The sequence below is a fragment of the uncultured Acetobacterium sp. genome (genome assembly GCF_927416815.1).
In the GTDB taxonomy this organism is placed as follows: Bacteria; Bacillota; Clostridia; order Eubacteriales; family Eubacteriaceae; genus Acetobacterium.
This window is the reverse complement of the sequence record NZ_CAKMJU010000041.1, coordinates 13,543-34,089: the sequence shown is the minus strand read 5'-3', so window position 1 is coordinate 34,089 and position 20,547 is coordinate 13,543. Positions and strand designations below refer to the sequence as shown.

The following is a 20,547-nucleotide window of genomic DNA, read 5'->3' as shown; positions in this document are numbered from 1 at the left end:
TGTAAAACTCAGGTGTTTGCTCTCTACCGTACCGACCAATTGTTAATCTGTTGTATGCGCGCACCACAAGAAATGCGCTACGCTTATTTCTTGTTGGTTCACAGGCAGTCGCCAACTACAAGCAAGCTTGTGATTGGCTCGTTGCCTGCGCGCAGGATCAGACAGGGGATTGCCTGTTCGCCCTGATGCAAACAACAGATTAACAAGGGTCTGACCCCTCGGTCATCGGTCGATACGGTCGTTCAGCTGGACCATCAAAGGCTTTGAGACTTACTTAACCATTCCTGATTTTAATAAGGCATCATAAACTTTTTTTGTGGCGATGGTCGCTAGTGGCCAGGTCACGGCGATCAGAATCAAGCCTTCAACGATAGCGACGTTTACTGGCAGACCAAGAATCAAAACCAGACCCACCGAAACAATGATGTTCCCTAGAATACAGACTCCCGCCTGAGCGATAATGTGATGCGACCATTTGCTCATGTCATATTTTGCCGCCACCAAGGATACCCAGATCGATGCAATAGCATTAGCAAAAATAAAGGCCACCCATAATGGTGTATACATAACCGAAATCAGGGCTTCCACTTCGGCGGCAATCAGTCCACCGGGCTGCTTGTAAACCAATGTCAAAATCCCGGTAAAAAATGCCCAGACTGTTCCATTAATCAGGTACATCCCCATTTTTCCCCAGGGTAGCATGTTATCAATCTGGCCAGTAATCTGGCAGGCAATAACAAATACGATCCCCATAACGACGGCACCAATTAAAGATTTAGTGTCCGTTTTAAAAATACTTCTTTTTCCAATTGCTTGTTCGTTTTGCATTTTTTTCTCCTCTGTTTTTGAATGTTTTTATTTTTATTTATTTCTAATTAGACAATTTTTATGCCCTTATAAAATGGTTTTTACCAAGACCCCGCCAAAGCCGATTATCAGGCAGACGATGGTCATGCCTTCCAGGGGACGGAGATTTATTTTTTTCTGAAAATTTCGCGATGGATGGCGACCATATCCGCGGAGTTCCACCGACAACGCCGCATCACTCGATATCCGCATCGCCCGGTACATCAGCGGTAAAATCGAGGCAGGCAGGTTCCGGATTTTTTCAACTACCGTATCACAGGGCACCCCGCGGGCTGACTGGCTGTCGCAGATGGACTGGTATTCGCCAATCATCACCGGAAAAAACCGGGCTACCATTGGCACCAACATCGCATAACGATAGGGGATATGCCAGTAAATGAGCATCTGCGCCATATCCATAGGGTCGGTGTGAACGCCAAACTGATAGGCGCTTAAGGAGATAATCCCAATTCTCAAAAAAGCCAGCATCGCGGTGGCGACAAAGCCACTGTAAATCTGCAACATTCCCCACGAATAAAGCAGGTCGCCTTCGCGTCCAAAGATCAGATTGATAATCAAGACCTGCGTGCTTAGAATCAGCAACAGGATTGACAGCATTTTGAATGATTTTAAGCTTTTCTCCGAGAGTAGTTCACTGATCAGTATCAAGCCCAGTAATACCCCATTGAGGATCACACTTCGCGAAACCAAGGCTGTAAAAACCAGAAACAGACACCAGGTCAGTTTGAGCCGTGGATCCAGTTTTTTTAAAACAAACATTTAATAATCGCCTCCTTCTATTAGTTCCAGTCGAACTAAGTCCTTTTTGTAATCATCCATTTTGGCTGCTGCAAATTCCAGCGCCAGCTGATGATTGTGCATCACCACAATCCGATTGGCAAAGTCTCTGGCCTCTGTCAAATCGTGGGTCACCAGCAAAATGGTGACACCTTGACGGCTGAGCCGAGCCAGCTTTTCCATCACCAGTTGACTCTGGGGGGCGTTTAAACCGGAGGTCGGTTCATCGGCAATGATCAGCTCGGGGTCACTTATAACGACCGAACCCAGCGCCAGCAATTGGCGCTGTCCCCGGCTCAAGCGCTGGGGATGGATATCTTCGAGACCCGCCAGTCCGATCAGGGTCAGGGTTTCCTGAATCTTTTGCTCCTGCTCGTGCTGACTGAGATTCTTATTGCTACTATTGCTATTTTTTAAAACATAACTGATTTCGTCTTTGACGGAGCTGCAAAAGATCTGATCATCGGGATTCTGAAACAGAAACCCGATCCGGCGCCGCAGTTGACCGACATTTTTCTTTGTCACCGCGGTCCCGAATAGTTCCACGCTACCGGTACTTGGTTTGACCAGCCCTTCAATGAGCTTGAGCATGGTCGATTTACCTGAACCATTCTGACCGATGACCGCCGTAAAATCGCCTTTTTTAAGACTGAAATCCAGCGGCTGGCATCCGGTTATCCCACCTTTATAGCAATGCGACGCGCCGCTTAACTTAATCACGTCGGTACTTTCATCAACCATGAACGGTAGGGGTCGATGGTACTTTTTTTCATTACCGTATTTTTTCTGATATTCGTCAACCGGTAGAAAATCTTTCACCATACCGGCTTCCATTACCAGCACCCGATGGGCGTCTTTTAAAACCGCGCCAGATTTATCCATGACGACCAGGGTCGTGATCTTTTTCTCCCGGTTGAGCTGACCCAGGTGCCGATACAGTTCCGAACTGGTTTTGGGATCCAGTTCGGCAGTGGGCTGATCCAACAGCAGGATCGGGGTTTTCATCGCCAGGATACTCCCTAGCACCACCTTCTGGGCTTGCCCGCCGGATAAGGCATCCGTGGTGCGGTCTGAGAACTCCCGGATCCCGAGAAAGTCCATGATCACATTGACACGCTTGGCGATTTCTGCCCCGGTCAGATTAAGATTGGCCACCCCAAAGGCCAGCTCATCAGCAACCCGTCGGTTGACCATCTGGTTTTGCGGTTCCTGCATCATATAGCCCAGATAGTCAGCCATTTGGCAGAGCGGAATGCTTGACACATCCTGATTGGCTACCGTAACCGTCCCGTTTAGCACACAGGGGTAAAACTTTGGTGCCGCCGAGGTAATCGCGTGGAGCAACACTGACTTCCCCGAAGCCGCTCCGCCGGTAATGGCAATGTATTCTCCCTCATTGATATTTAGTTTAATGTTTTTAAGCGCCGGTTCGCACGCGTCAGGAAAGGTAAGCGTTTTGATATCCAGTTGGATGATGGGTTTCATTGGGTGGCCTCGTGATTGAATTTTTGAATGATGGCTTTATGCCTAAAGCCGGGCACTTCGGTTTTCGCTGAGCTGCGACCTTCGTCGCGGGCTACGCCCTATGCTGAATTGAAAGAATTAAACATTTTATAAGCGAGTTTAACAATATTTAATTCTTTCAATTCAGCGCACGGCTTTATGCTTTCGCGCAAAAAAAGAAGCTCCGACTATCGATAGGTTAATCCTAAGGATAGCCGAAACTTTACCGTCGTTTCATACTCGTTAATTTATGGCAGGTCTCCTGACTCTGGTTTATCTGTTTTTGCGCCTTCCCGTTTCCAGTGGCATGTGCAAAAACAAAACCATTACAGTGATGGGTTCGTCCAGGATTCTCACCTGATTCCCTATTCTCCTTTACAAGGCACCATAAATCGTGTACATATTATATTGAGTCAATCATAGCGAATTTATAAGCTCTTGTCAACTGTTTGACAAAATTTTTATTAATACTCACTCTAATAATCCACAATCTTGCAATATCTTTTCAATTGCTAACCAAATAGAAAGAGAAGGATTTTCTTTATAGAACCGATATCCCTTATACTGCTGTAGGACAAGCCCGTTATCTTCATTATTTTGCATGATAGCCTTTGATCTCTTAATTGCATTTTTTACATCATCTAAAGTCAACTTACTGAGAACTCGCTTGAAATTATCTTCATGCTTATACTGATCAAGATTTTCGAAGCATTCACTATATGCTCGATTGATGGATTTGATGTACTGCTTACGGTGAGTTAAACAACCCTGGCAGTTTATTTTGTGCAATACGATCCATAGTTCAAATGTGAAATTACTGTATCCCAGCAGATATTTAATGGATTTGCCGACTGATTGCGATTGCTTCATTTGATCCAATGTAGTTTGAAACTGGGTTGTGTGAATTTCCTCATTACTCTCGTAGTCAAATATATGGGTTATCTCAGTTTTTCCTAAGTTCACCAGTGATTTTGCCCGTTTCAATGGATTTTTTTGAATGGGGCAGTCAATAGAAATTTTTCTGTACTTTGAAGTTGGTTCGGCATTTACAGTGTCCTGCAACCACTGTAAATACCACTTCTCAGTTTCACCCTCAACGGTAAAGTAGTATTTTCGATTTTCTTTCATCGCTGCTGATCCTCTTTTGTATCATCTAATAGACTTTCAAAAATTGGCGTAAAATCTATGTCTTTGATCGCACCGTAGCGGCTGATAAAGTAATTTTTTAAATAATCTTCGTTCTTACGAACACCGTTCTTGCCTGTTGTACCAAAATCAGAAAGAGAATAGTGAATGCTGCAGTGGGTATCATCATCTCTTTCGACAAATTTTATCTCATCCCGTCGAAATAGATTGGCATTCAGAAAGATCGGGTTATGCGTATTAAAAATCAGTTGTGCGTTATTGATGTTAATCTCGTCGTTGTGAAAAATATTGATAATACTCATCAGTGCCATTGGATGGATCGAAGCATCAAACTCATCAACTACTAAGGTTCCACCATTCAAGAGGGCGTTAACCACCAACGGAAACATATTAATAAAACGAATCGTGCCATATGATTCAAATACCTCAGCTTTTATGGCTGTACTTTTCTCAATCCCATTAAAAAGCGAGTACAATTTCGCTTCGGCTTCATCCCCCTCAATTACATAACCTAAGGCATTAGAGGTGATTCCAAAATAGTTTGCAGCCTCGTTCATCGTCTTTTCAATATAGACCGACTTTTTTTGAGGATCTGAGAATTTGCGAATCAGATTTAATGAGTCTGCACGGTAGATTACCATAAACTTATTATCTAACCAGTTGCTGATTAACAAAGTCAGTTTTGCGCTAAACATCGTTTTAAAACCGTTGCTTAAAAATAGTTCTTCATCATTCAAGTTGCTTTTTGCCAAAGAAATCGCACCTTTTTTATTCTGGTCAAAAGCATTTACTAGTATATTTTCAATCGTATCAAATGTTCCAAACTCCAGGTCTTTGTTTCTGGTAAAGACCACTTCCTCGTTGACTGAAAGAGACTCTGAAATGATCTTTCTCGGAAAATCCGCCTCTAAAAACATGCCAAGGTTTACTTCAAACGAATACTCAATTAAAAAGTTGTTATCAATAAATTTAACAGAGAATGAAACTGGGCTATGCTCTTCGTTTGAGTTATTCGGAATCAGCTCTAGTGCATTAGCAGCAGCATTGGGAGCACTTTTATCGTCTAAATTCCGAATATTTCCGCGAAGAGTGATTGTTTTAAAGGTGTCCATTGCTCCGATGATATTTGTTTTACCGGATGCATTAGGGCCATATATCACCGCCGAGCACAGTCCTTTGTACTCCTTCTTGCCAACTTTTGAATGCTGCACACTATAATCCAGTCCTTTCTGTTTAGGTGCTGGAATCATCGAAAAAACTAATTCCTCTTTAAACGATTTGTAATTCTTCGCTTTGAATTCAAGCAGCATACATTTCCCTCCATTCTGCAAATTTTTATCAAAATTATATTCACATTATATGCTTTACTGGGCAAATAAGTCAATATCATAAACTATTTTACAAAATTTCATCAAATTAATAAATTCTCAACACTGATGTGCGACCCCAACAAGATCCTTTTTTCTCTTTTCCCAGCTTCTTTGTGGACCTTGCTGATTTCGCTTTTGAGTTGTATAATGACAATATCATTGAAATAAAGACGGCATTTTGTTCTTGCATTCGTATTTTAATCGGGAATTTTATGCGCATAAAAATAGTTCGTTATTTCTGCCCTCAAAAATTTCAAGAATAGGAAAACCTTATGAAAAATTTAGAACAAAATCGTCACTTCACTGTAAAAAACTATGACCCTCATACCCATGGCGGCCAGTATCTGGCAAACCTTTCGACCGCCAACTGGGCATCTGAAGCTTTGTTTACCGCCCTGGAACTGGATCTTTTCGAAATTCTGAATGCCTTCGGAGATCATGGCGCCGATGTCCAAGCGCTTTCAGAAAAACTGGAAACCGATACTACGGCATTGTCAACCTTTCTGCCGCTGCTGGAAAGTCTGGGTTTGCTTTTTTGTTATCAGGGCTCTTACAGCAACGCCATCATAAGCAAACGCTATCTACTTTCATCCAGTCCGGATTATCTGGGTCATGCCATCAAGCTGCACCAATTACAGTCTCAAAAATGGCATCAGCTAAAAGCTTCGCTGCTAAAAGACACTCCAATTGAACCGGATAGTGGGCTAGAAGATTTAGCCCATGAACAGCTCGATCAACTAAAGAATAAAGCTATTCCTGAATTGACCCGCATGAAAGCCCTTGACTGTGTCAACTTTTTTCCGGCCTTGTCGGGGAAAATTCTAGTCAGCGGTCCCGGAGCTCAAACAATGGCAGACTGTTTTCTTGAAACCTTTCCGAATCTGGAGATCACCCTGCTTAGCGATGATAATCCCTTCCCGATTGACGCTACTGTTTTTAATGACCCCCAGGCACAGCGGATGGATACCTGTTCCTTAGAAGCACTGCGCGTCGCCTCTGCCAAAAATCAGGCGCTCTATTCTCTGATCATCTTGACCAGCCTGTCAATCAGTAAAGATCATCAACTCATTCTAAATGAGTTGCTCGCCTGTTTACCAATGCTTCAGTCTGATGGTATCCTGATGCTTCACGACGCCTTTGACGAGCATGCAACTCTAATGACCCGGTTATCCGGAGTCAATTGGATGATCAATTCTGGGAGCCAGGTTTGTTCCGCAAAAGAAGTCATCCGCAAATTTGAGGCAGCCGGTCTCACCACCACTGCTCTGGTTCCGCTTGAAACCGATACCGCTGTCATTTTTGCCGGAAAATCGCCATCTTTTTTGGAAGCTCTGGCTTTGACCCCGATTCAACGCTTAAAACACCCGATTCTTAACATCGGCTTTGATGACGTTTTAGAAATTGCCACCGATTCGGTGGTGGTTACCGAATTTGCCAAAAATAAATGCGCCTTTGGCTGCTCTTCGGCCAATCTCAAACATTGTCAGGCTAATGAGATCCCCTTTGAAGAAACCGGCCGGCTACTTTCCACCTATTCCAGGGCATTTCTGATTAGAGGAACCCCGGGAACTGGAGAATTTCAACGAAAGATCTTAGTAGCCGAACGCTTAGCCTTTACTGGCGGTTTTCACAAGGCCTTTGCCTTCTGGTCGGGACCCTGTCATATCTGCCCCACCTGTGATTTGGCAAAACCGTGTCTTAACACGAAAAATCGCCGTCCCTCGATGGAAGGCTCCGGCATTGATGTCTTCGAAACCGTCCGCAATAATGGTGAAACCTTAAAGACACTGGCTTGCAAGGATGAATTTGTGAAATACTATGGCTTATTGCTGCTTGAATAAAGCCCTTCAGATCGTAAAAAAACCACGGAATTACCGTGGTTTTTTTGATTATTCAATGACAATGACCCGCCGTTCAATGGGCTCAAAATCTTTTGTAATAGGCTCTTCGGTAGGCACGCCAAAGGGCATCTGAGCGATCAGTCGCCAATCCGATGGGATCAGAAAGGTGGTCCTTACCTCATTATCAATAATCGGATTATAGTGTTGCAGGCTTGCACCCAGGCCTGCTGCTGATAATTGCGTCCAAATAGCAAACTGCAACATCCCATTGGCTTGTTCAGCCCAATCCGGAATCCGGTCTCGATAGGGTAAAAACCTTTCCATCAGTCCTTTAGTAACAGAGTTATCATCATAAAATAGCAAGGTTCCGCATCCTGCTGCAAAACTATTAATCCGATTTTCAGTAGAGCGGAATTCATCAGCCAGAACTTTCTTTCTGAGTGTTTCCATCACGATAGCCCAGAACTCCAGATGCTTCTCTCCAAACAGTACCGCAACCCGCTGACTTTGACAGTTAAATGCCGAAGGTATGTGCTTTGTTGAATGGTCGATGATGTCCATTATTTCTTCAGCTGTGATGGGACTTTCATCGCAAATTCCGTATATCGAGCGCCGTTGCTCTGTTGCTTCTCTAAAATCTAATGGCATGCAAGTACTCCTTACTTATTTAAAAATGTTTGTTGGTTTGATCTCGTATTGATTATTATACCCTAATTATTAGCAAATTCAATTTTTATATGCAAAACGTTAAAAAAACAGAGTCTTCACGACTCTGTTTTTTGATAACTTGCTAGTTCTGGTTTTGTTGTTATTTTCGTTGGATGGCTTTTTTAGCAGCTGCAACAATATCTTTGGCTGTTAAACCATATTTTTCCATCAGTGGTGCAACCTTACCCGATTGTCCAAAGAGATCCTTAACACCAACGCGTTCCAGGGGCACTGGCGCGACATCGCATAATACTTCGGCAACGGCACTACCCAGACCGCCGATAATGCTGTGCTCTTCAGCGGTAACTAGAGCACCGGTATTGACAGCCGCATCTTTAATGGCAGTTACATCGATTGGTTTAATCGAGCCCATATTTAATACGCTAGCCGAAACACCATCGATTTTTAAAAAATCTGCCGCTTCCATGGCTGGTCCGACCATCATGCCGGTCGCAATAATGGTCACGTCCTCGCCGCTTTTTAACAAGCCGGCTTTTCCGATCTCAAATTGGTAGTCTTCGTCAAAAAGAACCGGTACATCACTGCGACCCAGACGAATATAAACCGGTCCGTCGATTGCCATCGCGGCATCCATCATCTTTTCTGTTTCGACCGCATCTGCCGGCGATAAAACCGTCATATTGGGTAAAACCCGCATCAGCGCAATGTCTTCGATCGACTGGTGTGATCCGCCATCTTCACCGACTGATATGCCGGAATGGGTTAAGGCTATTTTTACATTTAGTTTCGGGTAACAGATGCTGTTACGAATAATTTCATAGGCTCGCCCGGCGCCAAATATAGCAAAGGTGCTGGCAAAGGGAATTTTCCCTGCGGTTGCTAACCCGGCCGACATTCCCATCAGGTTTGCTTCGGCAATCCCCACATTAAAGTGCCGTTCGGGGCAGGCATTTTTAAAGATATTGGTCTTGGTTGCGCCTGAGAGATCGGCATCCAGAACCACCAGATTCTGGTTTTTTTCACCCAATTTCACCAAGTATTCGCCATAAGCCTGTCGTGTTGATTTTTTATCTGCCATGATTATGCCTCCAATTCTGCCAATGCTTGTTTCACTTCTTCTGCATTTGGCCCTTTTCCATGCCATCCCGCATTGTTTTCCATAAAGGAGACACATTTACCCTTAACCGTTTTGCAAATGATCACGGTTGGTTTATCCTCTGATTTTTTTGCTGCTTCTACGGCGGTTCGCAACTCATCGAAATCATGACCGTCTTCGACGGTGATGACGTTCCAACCAAAAGCCTCAAACTTGCTATCGATGGGGAATGGTGACATTACCTCACAGATAGCCCCATCAATCTGAAGATTATTATTATCGACAAGGGCAATCAGATTATTAAGCTGATAATGGCTGGCCGCCATAGCAGCTTCCCAAACCAGACCTTCTTGTAATTCGCCATCGCCCAGTAATGCATAGATCTTATGATCCTTATTGTCCATTTTTGCGGCCAATGCCATCCCGGCAGCCACCGAAATTCCCTGTCCCAAAGAACCGGTTGACATATCAACCCCGGGCACCTTGTTCATATCGGGATGTCCCTGGAGAATCGAGCCCAATTGTCTTAGGTTTTCTAGCTCGGCTCTGGGGAAAAAGCCTTTTGCTGCCAGCGTTGCATACAGCACCGGGGCAGCGTGTCCTTTTGACAGCACAAAGCGATCTCGATCTTCCTTGCGGGGATTGTTTTCATCTACATTCATTTGTTCAAAATAAAGCAGGGTCAAAATTTCTGCTGACGACAAGGAGCCACCAGGATGACCTGAAGCTGCCTTGCCAATCATTTTTACAATATCCTTGCGAATTCCCCTAACGGTTTCTTCTAAAAATGCCATTTAATTCTCCTCTTTAATAAATATCACTATTCGTGTTGATTTGCCGATCTAAAATATCACGTCTGATCGACTGGGGAACCCCGTCTTTAATAAATACCCGGGGTACCCGTTTGTTGACCATACAGGTAATTTCATAATTGATGGTTCCCAATGCCTCGGCCAGCACATCGGCTGAAATGTTGTTGCCAAAAAGCTCCACCTCATCGTAAAGGGAAACTGCTTCCACCTCGGTCAAATCGATCATGCATTGATCCATGCAGATACTGCCGACCACTGGCACCAGCTGGCCGGCAATCCAGACCTTGGCCAGTCCGTTTAACATCCTGGTGTAGCCATCGGCATAGCCGATTGGCAAGGTGCCGATGATCCGGTCTTCGTTAGCGACATAACGATTGCCATAACTGACCGACTCGCCGGGGTGAAGTATTTTCAAATGGACAATCGTTGATTTCAGGGTCATGACCGGTTTTAAAGAGATTTTTGAGCGATCCACCTCTGCCGAGGGATAAAGGCCATAAAGAATAATCCCCGGTCGCACCATATCAAAATGTACCCCTTCGACATCAAAGATTCCGGCACTGTTAGCCATATGTTTGATGGGAATGGCGATATGCTTGGCTTCCAGTTCAGCAAGAACCTGTTGGTAGCGCCTGATCTGCTCCGCGGTGTAGGTTTTATCGGTGGCATCAGCGGTTGAAAAATGGGTATATAGACCTTGTAGTTCAATGCCTTCTAATTGATTCATCGCTTCAATGACATGTGAAGCCTCCTGCCAGCCAATTCCGATCCGACCCATGCCCGTATCGATTTTTACATGAACGGGATGACGCATGCCGATTTCCTGACAATGCTCCGATAAGGCTTTGGCAAAATCAAACTGATAGGTGCCAGGAATCACATCCCAGCGGATCAGATCAGGAATATGTTCTTTTGCGGTGTAGCCCAGCAATAAAATCGGTTCGGTGATCCCGCCCTGTCGGAGGGCAATCGCTTCATCAATAAAGGCTACGGCCAGCATATCGACGCCGGCATCACAGAGGGTTCGGGCACATTCCAAACTGCCATGACCGTAAGCATCGGCCTTGATCACTCCCAGAATCTTAACGTCGGGGCCAACGATTCTGCGAATTTCTTCATAATTACTAGTCAGTGCATCTAAATCAATTTCGGCCCAGGTTGGGCGAAGTGCCAGTTCCTTCATACCGACGGAACTTCCTTGACCATACCCAGCACCATCGCGACTCCATTCTTAATCGATGCTTCCAGATTTTTCTTGTAATCATCGGTCAAATTGGAATCGGCCTTGTCCGAGATCGAACGAATCACCAGATAAGCAACCTGGTTGAGCATCGCCACCTGACCGACTGCCGCACCTTCCATTTCGACACACAATCCGTCGAATTCTTCCCGCAGTTCTTCTTTGAGCTGTTTCGAGTCGACCCCCAAGTCAGCAGTCATGATTCGCCCGGTTCGATAGGAAACTTTTAGTGTTTCCGCGGCTTGCTCGGCCAGCTTGATCAGGGTCGGGTCTGCTTTAAAAAAGGTTATATCCATGTTTGGGATCTCACCCCGGGGATGGCCAAAGGCTCGGGCATCCATATCGTATTGACAGCTGTCTTCTGAAATGACAATATCACCTATTTCCAGATCGGGGTGAACCGCACCGGCCACCCCGACATTGATGATCGAACTTACCTTAAAAATATCAATCAGAACCTGACTACACATGGCAGCATTAACTTTTCCAACCCCGCTTTTAACGGCCACAACCTCTTTTTGGTGGAGTTTTCCCTTAAAAAATGTCATCCCTCCGTGGTGGATCTTGATGCCATCTTCCATCGCTGACTTGATGTCGCGAACCTCACTGTCCATCGCTGCAATAATACCAATCATTTGTTTATTTCTCCTTTCAAAAGACTCACCACTGCGTTGGCAGCGATCCCCTGTTCACTCCCGGTAAAGCCTAAACCTTCTTCAGTCGTAGCTTTTACACTCACAGAATCTCCGGCTAATTCCAGCGTTCTGCTAATATTTTCGCTCATGATTTCAATATAAGGCGCAAGCTTTGGAGCCTGGGCAATAATCGTTGAATCGATATTATTAATTGCGTAGCCCTTCTCGGCAACCAGCTGTCCCACCTTCTTTAGCAGCAGTAAACTGTCACAATCTTTATAGGCGCCATCGGTGTCGGGAAAGTGCTTACCAATATCACCAAGTGCCAAGGCCCCTAAAAGCGCATCGATAATGGCATGCACCAGCACATCGGCATCGGAATGTCCCAACAGACCCAAGGAATGCGCTATTTTTACACCGCCTAAAATGAGTGGTCGATTTTCTACTAAACGATGGACGTCATACCCAATTCCGATCCGTATCATCTTACCCCTTTCAGCCACTTTTACTCGTAAATTTCTATAGCTAATCAGACACCGTTATTCAAATCTCATCCAATCCGCTTTTGACAATAAAATTATAACATAAACCTCTAAAAAAATGCCACCAAATAGATAACTTAAAAGGCTATTAAGCTATTTGATCTGGCGGCCAGTATCGGTTTAAATTTTTTCGATCGTTCCAGTTTTCAACAGATCCCGCACCACTTCACCAGCAATCAGCAGTCCGGCGACCGAAGGGACAAAGGCGATACTACCCGGCGGGGTTTCTCTGATCATCGGCTCTTCAGTAGAATAAAGAACCTTCAGCGATTCCACCCCTCGTGCCCGTAATTCTTTACGAATCACTTTGGCCAGCGGACAAACAGCGGTTTCGTAGATATCGGCAATCTTAAAACAACTGGCGTCGATCTTATTTCCGGTTCCCATACAACTGATAATCGGCACCTTATTTTGCTGGCTTTTAATGATCAAATCAATTTTTGCGGTGACCATATCGACCGCATCAATGACATAATCATAGTCTTGAAGGTGAAAATCATGGGAATTTTCCGGGGTATAACACTGATGCATCGGATGGACGAGCGAAAGCGGGTTGATGGCAATCAGCCTTCTGGCCATGGCATCAACTTTTTTCTTGCCGATCGTTTTAACATTGGCCATAATCTGACGATTGAGATTGCTGGCCTCGATGGTGTCCTTATCAACGATGGTTAAAAAACCAACCCCGCTACGGATTAAGGCTTCAGCTACAAATGAGCCGACGCCGCCAACCCCAAAGAGGATAACGCGTGAGTTTTTTAGAATCTCCAAACCGGATTGGCCAATCAGCTTTTCAGTACGGTCAAAGATTCCTGATTCTGTTTTCATTTTTACATTCTTTCTGGAGCTGATACTCCCAAAATACCGAGGGCATTTTGAATCACTTGCTTGCTTGCCTCAATTAGGGCAACGCGGGCTTTCATCAAGGCCTTGTCAGCAACCCGAACATGGCAGGCATTATAAAAACTATGGAAGGCCATTGCCAGATCAATGGCATATCGGGTGATTCGGCTAGGATCCAGTTTGTCTTCGGCGGTCAGTATTTCATCCGGGAAATTAGACAGGATTTCCAGCAGGTTCAATTCTTCCTTTTCGACCAGCCGACTGTAATCCAGGAGAATCGTATCATCCAATTCTCCTTTCATCTGACGAATAATGCTGCAAATTCGGGCATGGGCATACTGCACATAAAAGACCGGGTTATCATTGGACTGTTCAATCGCCAGATCCAAATCAAAGTCAAAATGACTATCTGGTGAGCGCAGATTAAAGAAGAAACGGGTCGCATCGACGCCGACTTCGTCGATCAGATCAGTCAGGGCAATGGCTTTTCCCTGACGTTTGGACATTCTTGCTACTTCGCCGTTTCTTAGCAATCGCACCAGTTGCATGATGACCACATCAAAATTAGCGGCGTCAATGCCTACTGCTGCCAGCGCCCCTTTAAGCCGGGCGACATGGCCATGGTGATCGGCACCCCAAACGTTGATGCAACGATTGAAGCCCCGGTTAACAAACTTATCGATGTGGTAGGCGATATCAGCCATAAAATAGGTCGGCAATCCATTAGCCCGGATTAGCACATCGTCCTTGTCAGAACCGAATGCGGTGGCCTTAAACCATAAGGCCCCTTCCTGTTCATAGGTAAAGCCGCCTTTTCCCAGTAGCGCAATGGTCTGCTCAATAGCACCGCTGTCATAAAGGCTTTGTTCTGAAAACCAAACGTCATAGCGGATCCCATATGCTTCTAAATCACTGCGCATTTGGGTGAGGTTTTTATTTAGTGCATAATCAATCAGGATTGGTTTTCGTTCTTCTGGGGTCATCGCCCGATGAGCATCACCATTTGCGGCAATGAAAGCTCTCATATGTTCGGTAATGTCTTCACCCTGATAACCATCCTCGGGAAAAGCGATCGCTTCTCCCATCAATTGGCGATAGCGGGCATCCAGGGAATCACCAAATTTGACAATTTGATTGCCGGCGTCATTAATATAAAATTCCCGGGTGACATCATAGCCGGTCCAGTCGGCTACTGCCGCTAAAATATCGCCAATAGCACCACCTCTGGCATTACCCATATGCATCGGTCCGGTGGGATTGGCGGAAATAAACTCCAGATTAAATTTTTTGCCGGCATTTTTCTGACTCCGGCCATAATCCGCTTTCATTTCTGTCACTTCTGCTAAAACCGCATACTGCCAATAGGGTTTAAGTTTGAAGTTAATAAAGCCCGGTCCGGCTATTTCAATGGACTCGACGTAGGAGTCTGTGGTATTCATATTGGCCACTAAGGTTTCAGCAATCAAACGGGGTGCTTTCTTGGTCTGTTTGGGCAGCTGCATGGCGATATTGGTGGAATACTCACCGTGTTCTTTTTCTCTGGGAATTTCCAGAAAAAGATCCGGTTTTATCGCTATCGTCAATGCTCCCGATTCGATTGTTTGATTAAGCGCATCGCCAATGATTTTCTTGATTTGTTCGGTGATTTTTTCGCGTATGTACATCCTTAAGTTCCTCTCACTCTTCTATTTATGTTCAGATTATATTCGATTATTGCACATTACTAATCATTTCCGGTCAGGTGAAATTTAAAGGAGAAGCGCTCCTGGCGCTTCTCCTGTGATTGACATTGCTGCCATTTTTATTGGGTAATTTTTATGTTCAGGATATTCCGAGAATTTGTAATGCCTTCAATTTCGATGTTATAGTCGATCGAAACCTTAGTCGGCTCTTTATCCTCATTATAATTGACAAATACATCCTTGGTTAAAATCCCCATGGTCACATCCCCGTGCGGGGTGGAATACCAGGTCAGGTTTCTTTTTCCGCGTTCAAATTCCATAATCGAGTTGGTTGTTCCCAAACGAATGACTGATACTTTTTGTCCATCAACAACAACGGTCGTGATTGTCCCTTCCATGCCGGAAACCTCGGATTCTTTATATGTCACACAGGATCGGTTGTCTTCTTTATATAAATCTCCTTCGGTCAGGAACTCCAGGGTATCCTTATTTTCTTCATCTTTAACGGTTCCCGAAATGGATAACCATACTTTTTTTCTTTCTTCAGTCATTGGTCTCCTCCTAGAGGTATAATTTCTTCCACTATTAAACCATTGATGGGGTTTTTTATCAAGAAAAATTATCCTCTTAAGTTTTTATTAGGATTACGCATCATAAAGAAACCAAACGAACTAGCTTATCGTGGTGCGTTTCCGCTTTGCTGACGCAATAATCAGGTCTACAAGTTCTATATACCCAATTCCGGTAGCTTCCCACATTTTTGGGTACATGCTGATATTTGTAAATCCTGGCAGGGTGTTTACTTCATTAATTAAAATACGGTCATCTTCGGTAACAAAAAAATCCACCCGGGTTAACCCAGAACCTTCAATGGCTTCAAAGGCTTTGATGGCGTAATCTCTGACTTTTTCTGTAACTTCCGGGGACAGATCAGCAGGAATGACGACCTTGGAGTCTTCGGTGGCTGAGTATTTGGCCTCATAATCATAAAACTCTTTTGAAGGGATGACCTCACCGGGAATTGAAGCCCGAATAAGGTCCCCGACTTCAAGAACCGCACATTCAATTTCTCTACCTTTGACAAAGTCTTCTAAAATCAGTTTATTATCGTAAACTAAGGCTTCTTTAATCGCAATGACGAGTTCGGTTCGGTCATGGGCTTTGGTGATGCCGACGCTGGAGCCCATGTTTGCTGGCTTAACAAAAATCGGATAACCCAGTTCACTTTCGATCTCAACAGTTTTAGCATCAGGATCTCGATTCCAGTCATTTTCACGGAAATAAATGTACTTCCCGGTGGGGATTCCCACGCTTTGGAACATAATCTTAGAAAAAACCTTATCCATGCCTACCGCAGAACTTAAAACACCACACCCCACATAGGGTTTATTCAGCATTTCAAAAACGCCCTGGATGGTGCCATCTTCTCCCATTGGGCCATGAAGAACTGGAAAAAAAACGTCAATCTTTAATATTTCCGGATGGGCAAAGATTGAAAAGTCGGCTGTCAAGTTGGCCTGATCCTGTTCCCAGGAGCCATCTTTAATTTTTTCGGCATCACCTGCGTATAAAAACCATTTTCCCTTTTTTGAGATGCCGATGGTTATAACATCATACTTATCCCGGTCGATGACACCCAAAATATTGTACGCAGAAACCCTTGAAACCTCATGCTCGCCCGACTGTCCTCCAAAAACCACTCCGATATTGAGTTTTTTTTTCATTTCTATTCCTCACTTTTCTCTTGAGATCTCATTGCTATGATTTTAAAACATAACAATCTGCCGCAGGCTTTAGGAATTACTTCGCAAAAGCCTGATTATTTCAGACACTCCAGGAAATCTTCTTCAGTGATGACACGAATGCCGTTTTCTTTTAATAAGGCCACCGTGATGCCGTCCCCATCAACCAAATTCCCACTGAAGGTTCCATCATAAATCTTCCCACAGCCACAGGATGGACTGTTGCTTTTCATGATCGCAATTTTTGCCCCCGATGTCCGGGCTGTATCGAGGGTTCGCTGAGCACCAAGAGTATAAGGCTCCGTAAAGTCATCTTGCTTATCATTATACACTTTCCGTTCCCCATTGACCACGACTATTTCACAAGGATCCCGTGGAATCGGTAGACTTGCCAGCACTTCCGGACAGATCGGTATCGCCTGTCCCTGAAGAAAGAGTTGTCGCAAGGCATCGACTGGGTGAGCCTTTCCCTCATAGTTGATCTTCATTCCCAACAAACAGCTAGAAACCAATATCTTCTTTTTCTTTTCCAAAGCCTCTTTTAAACAAGTAAAATCTTTCTGATTCATTTTTCCCTCACTCTTCGTTTTTACAATTTAAACTATCTTCCCGATAAATCCAGGCGCCCCGTTTAAAAACCATTTTATAGATCATATCTTTTAAGATGATTTCACCAATTCTTATCACCGAATCGGATCCGATCGTTACCCCATTGGTAATCCGGGCACCAATCCCGATTTTGCTATTCTTACCCAGGGTTACCTGACTGCCAATAATTACCCCTGCTTCTAAAACGCAATTGTCTTCAATTCTGCTTCCTGCTTCAATGATCACCCCGGTGCCAACCTGACAATTTTCGCTGATGATGACCCCGTCTCCAATGATTGCTCCAGCTCCAATTGTGGTTTCATTTCCGATTATGACATCTTTTGAAATCACCGCACTGGGATGAATCTTTGTTCCTTTCACCTGGTCACTCATCCATTTTTCTCCTATTTTTTCCTGATTCTCAGCCCCTTGGGATAATGATTCTTAATCAAACCCTCACTGGCTTTTCCAAACCCCAAAGGATAGCCATCATAACCGACCAGAACCCAGCCTTTTGGGGCTTGTAAATTCAAGGCCTCGCCTTTTAGATACTGATAGGCCAGGTCTTCATCGTTTAAGTCAACGCTATTCTTAGCCTGGGATAATTTCAGTGCCATTGCCAGCGCATAGCTCGGTTCAAAACGATTTTTCTTAAAGGTTCCCAGATCAAGGCCGGTACGCAAGAGCTTTAAATTGGCAATCCGCTCCAGCTCGATAGCTGCCGGAATGGCATAGAGGTGGTCACCCAAGAGATAAAGACGATCTTCAATTTTCTGATAAAATTCTGCTTGCAGATTGTTTTTGGCAAAATCGCGATAGTCTTGCAAGTCGGTTCGGGTGGCCTTTTTTAACCGTGATTTAGGATATCCCTGTTTGACATCAATCGCTTCGGCGATGCCTTCCGATTTTATCAGTTTGGCAATAAAATGTCCTTCCCCTTTGACGGTCATCGGCATAATCCGCAGGGTTTTAGTAATGTCCTGCTGCTGCTTCCGGGTCCAGTCAACCCGGCCGTGATCGGTAATCCCAGGTAACTCTATGGTTTGCAGGGTGTAGGGGTATTTCTCAATAAAGGCTTCGATTATCTGTTCATTTTCTTCTGGCGAAAAGGTACAGGTTGAATAAACCAGTACTCCGCCCGGTTTTAACAAACGATGGGCGCTTTCTAATATTTTCTCCTGCTTGCCCATACAGCGGTCAACCCGTTCCAGACTCCAGTCGGCCAGGGCTCCCGGGTCTTTGCGAAACATCCCCTCGCCGGAGCAGGGCGCATCGACTAATATCTTATCAAAGCTTTCGTAAAAAGAATCCACCAGCCGCTCGGGAAATTCATTGGTGACAATCGCATTGGCCATCCCCATCCGTTCGATATTAGTAGACAGGATCCCAGCCCGCGAATTAACCAGCTCATTGGCCACCAGCAGTCCTATCCCTTGAAGCCTGGCGCCAATTTGAGTCGATTTTCCGCCTGGTGCCGCACAAAGGTCCAATACCCAATCCCCAGGTTTTGGATCAAGCACTTCAACCGCCGCCATCGCCGTCGGTTCCTGCACATAATAAAGACCAGCGTAATAGTAGGGGTTTTTGCCCGGCCGCACCGTATGATCAATATAAAACCCTTCTTTGCACCAATTCACAGCCTGGGTTTCAAAGGGTAATTTATCAGCCAATTCATCCGGCTCCAGCTTTAATGTATTGGTCCGGATACCTTTGCTTTCCGGTTGATCATAGGAGTCGAGCAAGCTCTGATAGGATTCCCCCATCAACTTTTTCATTTTTTCCTTAAACGCTTCAGGTAATTCCATATGATCCCCATTTTCTTATCACTAATTATTTCCAGCAAAGCCGTCACAGGAACTGCCCCGACTATTAACAATACTCATTTTATTATACGTAAAGGCCATCTTAATTACAATAAATTTGTCAAAAAACGTCGAAATAAAAACACCAACCTAAGATTGGTGTTTTTAGCAAGGCTTCTATTCAAGCTTTTAATTTTATTTTTTTATTCTAATTCTTTATTCGAATTCTTTATTCGAATTTATGATTGCCGTTCACTATTTTTTGGGCTTTGCAAAAATCATCCGTCCGGCTGCGGTTTGCAGAATACTAGTTACAATAACCGCGGTGGTCGTGCCGATATATTTTTTACCATTTTCAACCACAATCATCGTTCCGTCATCTAAATAGGCAACGGCCTGGCCGTTTTCTTTTCCACCTTTTACCAGCAGAACCTTCATCTCTTCGCCGGGTAAAACAATCGGCTTGACGGCGTTGGCTAACTCATTGATATTGAGCACATCGACCCCTTGAACGGTGGCAACCTTGTTCAGATTATAATCATTAGTCAGAATTTTACCTTTGGTCGATTTTCCCAGCTTTACCAATTTTGAGTCGACCTCATGGGTATCTTCAAAATCCTCTTCGGTAATTTGCACTTCGATGTCCAGATCGGTCTGGATCTTGTTTAAAATATCCAAACCGCGACGTCCCCGATTTCGTTTGAGTTCATCGGATGAGTCTGAAATCAGCTGCAATTCGTTCAGCACAAATACCGGAATCACCAGTGGGCCTTCAATAAAACCGGTTTTGCAAATATCAAAGATCCGTCCATCAATGATCACGCTGGTATCCAGCAATTTGGGAATGGCTGCCCCTCTTTTCTTGGCCGGCCGCTTTTGGCCAACTGGTACATTGACATCCTTCTCGCGCTTGTCAATCTGAAAAGCCTGGAGGATGTCTTCGCGTTTTTTGATCGGCAAGGAAAAACCAATATAACCCAAAACGATATATATCGTGATGGTTAGCAGGCCACCAATCCAGGGAATGGGAATCTGCGAAAATGCAAAACTGATCAACATGGCAATCACCAGACCGATCACCAGACCACCGATGCCCAGACCAATGTCAATGAGTCGGACATTTTCCATGCTGGTCTCAACAACTTTTGACAGCTTTTTAACGCCTTTGAGCATCAGCGGAAATAGAATGAAAAAAATAAGTCCAAATAGAACAATCAGAGCCGCATATAAGATAACTTCCAATTCTGGAGTCAAGTTTATCTCCAGACCTCTCAAAATCCACGTATTGGTAACCAATACATTGGCCAGAGCCATCCCTACCAGAATTCCAACAATCCCAAATGATACCCTAAGTATCTTTTGTATCACCATCTTCACCTCCTTTCATAATAT

General features: G+C 44.5%; 21 protein-coding genes and 1 riboswitch. Of the genes, 2 read left to right on the top strand and 19 right to left on the bottom strand.

The genetic code is table 11. The features are described 5' to 3' along the window. Positions 1-186, top strand: a 186-nt coding sequence (locus QZ998_RS07480; protein ID WP_296559360.1) for a hypothetical protein, incomplete at its 5' end; no start/stop codon positions are given. 84 nt (positions 187-270) lie between these two features. On the opposite strand, the gene QZ998_RS07475 is transcribed toward QZ998_RS07480, so the two are convergent. The 5 genes from QZ998_RS07475 to QZ998_RS07455 form a co-directional block, all read right to left on the bottom strand. Further along, a complete protein-coding gene (locus tag QZ998_RS07475) occupies positions 271-828 on the bottom strand; it encodes a hypothetical protein (RefSeq protein WP_296559358.1) in 558 nt (185 codons plus the stop codon). A 66-nt stretch (positions 829-894) separates the two neighbouring features. Continuing rightward, a complete protein-coding gene (locus QZ998_RS07470) occupies positions 895-1,626 on the bottom strand; it encodes an energy-coupling factor transporter transmembrane component T (protein WP_296559356.1) in 732 nt (243 codons plus the stop codon). Beyond that, a complete protein-coding gene (locus QZ998_RS07465) occupies positions 1,627-3,129 on the bottom strand; it encodes an ABC transporter ATP-binding protein (protein WP_296559354.1) in 1,503 nt (500 codons plus the stop codon). It lies immediately after the preceding gene. Positions 3,130-3,381: 252 nt separating this feature from the next. Beyond that, positions 3,382-3,552, bottom strand: a riboswitch (cobalamin riboswitch). A gap of 66 nt (positions 3,553-3,618) precedes the next feature. Further along, entirely contained in the window at positions 3,619-4,275 is a 657-nt protein-coding gene (locus QZ998_RS07460) for an RloB family protein (protein WP_296559352.1), read from the bottom strand. Then, on the bottom strand, positions 4,272-5,543 hold the full coding sequence (locus tag QZ998_RS07455; protein WP_366512409.1) for an ATP-binding protein: 1,272 nt from the start codon (positions 5,541-5,543) through the stop codon (positions 4,272-4,274). The genes QZ998_RS07460 and QZ998_RS07455 overlap by 4 nt, the downstream gene beginning before the upstream one ends. Positions 5,544-5,935: 392 nt before the next feature. On the opposite strand from QZ998_RS07455, the gene QZ998_RS07450 reads away from it, so the two are divergent. Further along, positions 5,936-7,504 (top strand): DUF2284 domain-containing protein, encoded by a 1,569-nt coding sequence (locus QZ998_RS07450; RefSeq protein ID WP_296559348.1) that lies wholly within the window; start codon positions 5,936-5,938, stop codon positions 7,502-7,504. Positions 7,505-7,552: 48 nt separating this feature from the next. On the opposite strand, the gene QZ998_RS07445 is transcribed toward QZ998_RS07450, so the two are convergent. The 14 genes from QZ998_RS07445 to QZ998_RS07380 form a co-directional block, all read right to left on the bottom strand. Next, positions 7,553-8,152 carry a nitroreductase family protein gene (locus QZ998_RS07445; RefSeq protein WP_296559346.1) on the bottom strand — a complete coding sequence of 200 codons (600 nt, stop codon included), beginning with the start codon at positions 8,150-8,152 and terminating at the stop codon, positions 7,553-7,555. A gap of 160 nt (positions 8,153-8,312) precedes the next feature. After that, positions 8,313-9,251, bottom strand: a complete 939-nt coding sequence (locus QZ998_RS07440; RefSeq protein ID WP_296559344.1) for a transketolase family protein — start codon at positions 9,249-9,251, stop codon at positions 8,313-8,315. A 2-nt stretch (positions 9,252-9,253) separates the two neighbouring features. After that, positions 9,254-10,063, bottom strand: coding sequence for a transketolase (locus tag QZ998_RS07435; protein WP_296559342.1), 810 nt, complete (start codon positions 10,061-10,063; stop codon positions 9,254-9,256). Between the two features lie 13 nt (positions 10,064-10,076). Next, a complete protein-coding gene (gene alr / locus QZ998_RS07430) occupies positions 10,077-11,264 on the bottom strand; it encodes an alanine racemase (protein WP_296559341.1) in 1,188 nt (395 codons plus the stop codon). Continuing rightward, positions 11,261-11,956: a 5'-methylthioadenosine/adenosylhomocysteine nucleosidase gene (locus QZ998_RS07425; protein ID WP_296559339.1), complete on the bottom strand. Its 696-nt coding sequence runs from the start codon at positions 11,954-11,956 to the stop codon at positions 11,261-11,263. The genes alr and QZ998_RS07425 overlap by 4 nt, the downstream gene beginning before the upstream one ends. Further along, positions 11,953-12,438: a 2-C-methyl-D-erythritol 2,4-cyclodiphosphate synthase gene (ispF, locus tag QZ998_RS07420; protein WP_296559364.1), complete on the bottom strand. Its 486-nt coding sequence runs from the start codon at positions 12,436-12,438 to the stop codon at positions 11,953-11,955. Before ispF ends, QZ998_RS07425 begins: the two co-directional genes overlap by 4 nt. Positions 12,439-12,618: 180 nt before the next feature. Next, on the bottom strand, positions 12,619-13,326 hold the full coding sequence (locus QZ998_RS07415; RefSeq protein ID WP_296559337.1) for a tRNA threonylcarbamoyladenosine dehydratase: 708 nt from the start codon (positions 13,324-13,326) through the stop codon (positions 12,619-12,621). A 2-nt stretch (positions 13,327-13,328) separates the two neighbouring features. Continuing rightward, a complete protein-coding gene (argS, locus tag QZ998_RS07410) occupies positions 13,329-15,005 on the bottom strand; it encodes an arginine--tRNA ligase (protein WP_296559333.1) in 1,677 nt (558 codons plus the stop codon). A 137-nt stretch (positions 15,006-15,142) separates the two neighbouring features. Next, entirely contained in the window at positions 15,143-15,574 is a 432-nt protein-coding gene (locus QZ998_RS07405) for a DUF1934 domain-containing protein (protein ID WP_296559331.1), read from the bottom strand. Between the two features lie 120 nt (positions 15,575-15,694). Continuing rightward, positions 15,695-16,747 carry a D-alanine--D-alanine ligase family protein gene (locus QZ998_RS07400; RefSeq protein ID WP_296559328.1) on the bottom strand — a complete coding sequence of 351 codons (1,053 nt, stop codon included), beginning with the start codon at positions 16,745-16,747 and terminating at the stop codon, positions 15,695-15,697. Between the two features lie 95 nt (positions 16,748-16,842). Then, positions 16,843-17,334, bottom strand: a complete 492-nt coding sequence (locus tag QZ998_RS07395; RefSeq protein ID WP_296559326.1) for a DUF523 domain-containing protein — start codon at positions 17,332-17,334, stop codon at positions 16,843-16,845. A 7-nt stretch (positions 17,335-17,341) separates the two neighbouring features. Further along, entirely contained in the window at positions 17,342-17,746 is a 405-nt protein-coding gene (locus QZ998_RS07390) for a DapH/DapD/GlmU-related protein (RefSeq protein WP_296559324.1), read from the bottom strand. Between the two features lie 11 nt (positions 17,747-17,757). Next, positions 17,758-19,158 carry an RsmF rRNA methyltransferase first C-terminal domain-containing protein gene (locus tag QZ998_RS07385; RefSeq protein WP_296559323.1) on the bottom strand — a complete coding sequence of 467 codons (1,401 nt, stop codon included), beginning with the start codon at positions 19,156-19,158 and terminating at the stop codon, positions 17,758-17,760. 252 nt (positions 19,159-19,410) lie between these two features. Continuing rightward, positions 19,411-20,523 (bottom strand): PIN domain-containing protein, encoded by a 1,113-nt coding sequence (locus QZ998_RS07380; protein ID WP_296559362.1) that lies wholly within the window; start codon positions 20,521-20,523, stop codon positions 19,411-19,413. Between the last annotated feature and the right edge of the window lie 24 nt (positions 20,524-20,547).

Bases quoted from the DNA above. Each gene is read 5' to 3' on its own strand.
- QZ998_RS07475 (WP_296559358.1), bottom strand. From the start codon at position 828: ATGCAAAACGAACAAGCAATTGGAAAAAGAAGTATTTTTAAAACGGAC.
- QZ998_RS07470 (WP_296559356.1), bottom strand. From the start codon at position 1,626: ATGTTTGTTTTAAAAAAACTGGATCCACGGCTCAAACTGACCTGGTGT.
- QZ998_RS07465 (WP_296559354.1), bottom strand. From the start codon at position 3,129: ATGAAACCCATCATCCAACTGGATATCAAAACGCTTACCTTTCCTGAC.
- QZ998_RS07460 (WP_296559352.1), bottom strand. From the start codon at position 4,275: ATGAAAGAAAATCGAAAATACTACTTTACCGTTGAGGGTGAAACTGAG.
- QZ998_RS07455 (WP_366512409.1), bottom strand. From the start codon at position 5,543: ATGATTCCAGCACCTAAACAGAAAGGACTGGATTATAGTGTGCAGCAT.
- QZ998_RS07450 (WP_296559348.1), top strand. From the start codon at position 5,936: ATGAAAAATTTAGAACAAAATCGTCACTTCACTGTAAAAAACTATGAC.
- QZ998_RS07445 (WP_296559346.1), bottom strand. From the start codon at position 8,152: ATGCCATTAGATTTTAGAGAAGCAACAGAGCAACGGCGCTCGATATAC.
- QZ998_RS07440 (WP_296559344.1), bottom strand. From the start codon at position 9,251: ATGGCAGATAAAAAATCAACACGACAGGCTTATGGCGAATACTTGGTG.
- QZ998_RS07435 (WP_296559342.1), bottom strand. From the start codon at position 10,063: ATGGCATTTTTAGAAGAAACCGTTAGGGGAATTCGCAAGGATATTGTA.
- alr (WP_296559341.1), bottom strand. From the start codon at position 11,264: ATGAAGGAACTGGCACTTCGCCCAACCTGGGCCGAAATTGATTTAGAT.
- QZ998_RS07425 (WP_296559339.1), bottom strand. From the start codon at position 11,956: ATGATTGGTATTATTGCAGCGATGGACAGTGAGGTTCGCGACATCAAG.
- QZ998_RS07415 (WP_296559337.1), bottom strand. From the start codon at position 13,326: ATGAAAACAGAATCAGGAATCTTTGACCGTACTGAAAAGCTGATTGGC.
- argS (WP_296559333.1), bottom strand. From the start codon at position 15,005: ATGTACATACGCGAAAAAATCACCGAACAAATCAAGAAAATCATTGGC.
- QZ998_RS07405 (WP_296559331.1), bottom strand. From the start codon at position 15,574: ATGACTGAAGAAAGAAAAAAAGTATGGTTATCCATTTCGGGAACCGTT.
- QZ998_RS07400 (WP_296559328.1), bottom strand. From the start codon at position 16,747: ATGAAAAAAAAACTCAATATCGGAGTGGTTTTTGGAGGACAGTCGGGC.
- QZ998_RS07395 (WP_296559326.1), bottom strand. From the start codon at position 17,334: ATGAATCAGAAAGATTTTACTTGTTTAAAAGAGGCTTTGGAAAAGAAA.
- QZ998_RS07390 (WP_296559324.1), bottom strand. From the start codon at position 17,746: ATGAGTGACCAGGTGAAAGGAACAAAGATTCATCCCAGTGCGGTGATT.
- QZ998_RS07385 (WP_296559323.1), bottom strand. From the start codon at position 19,158: ATGGAATTACCTGAAGCGTTTAAGGAAAAAATGAAAAAGTTGATGGGG.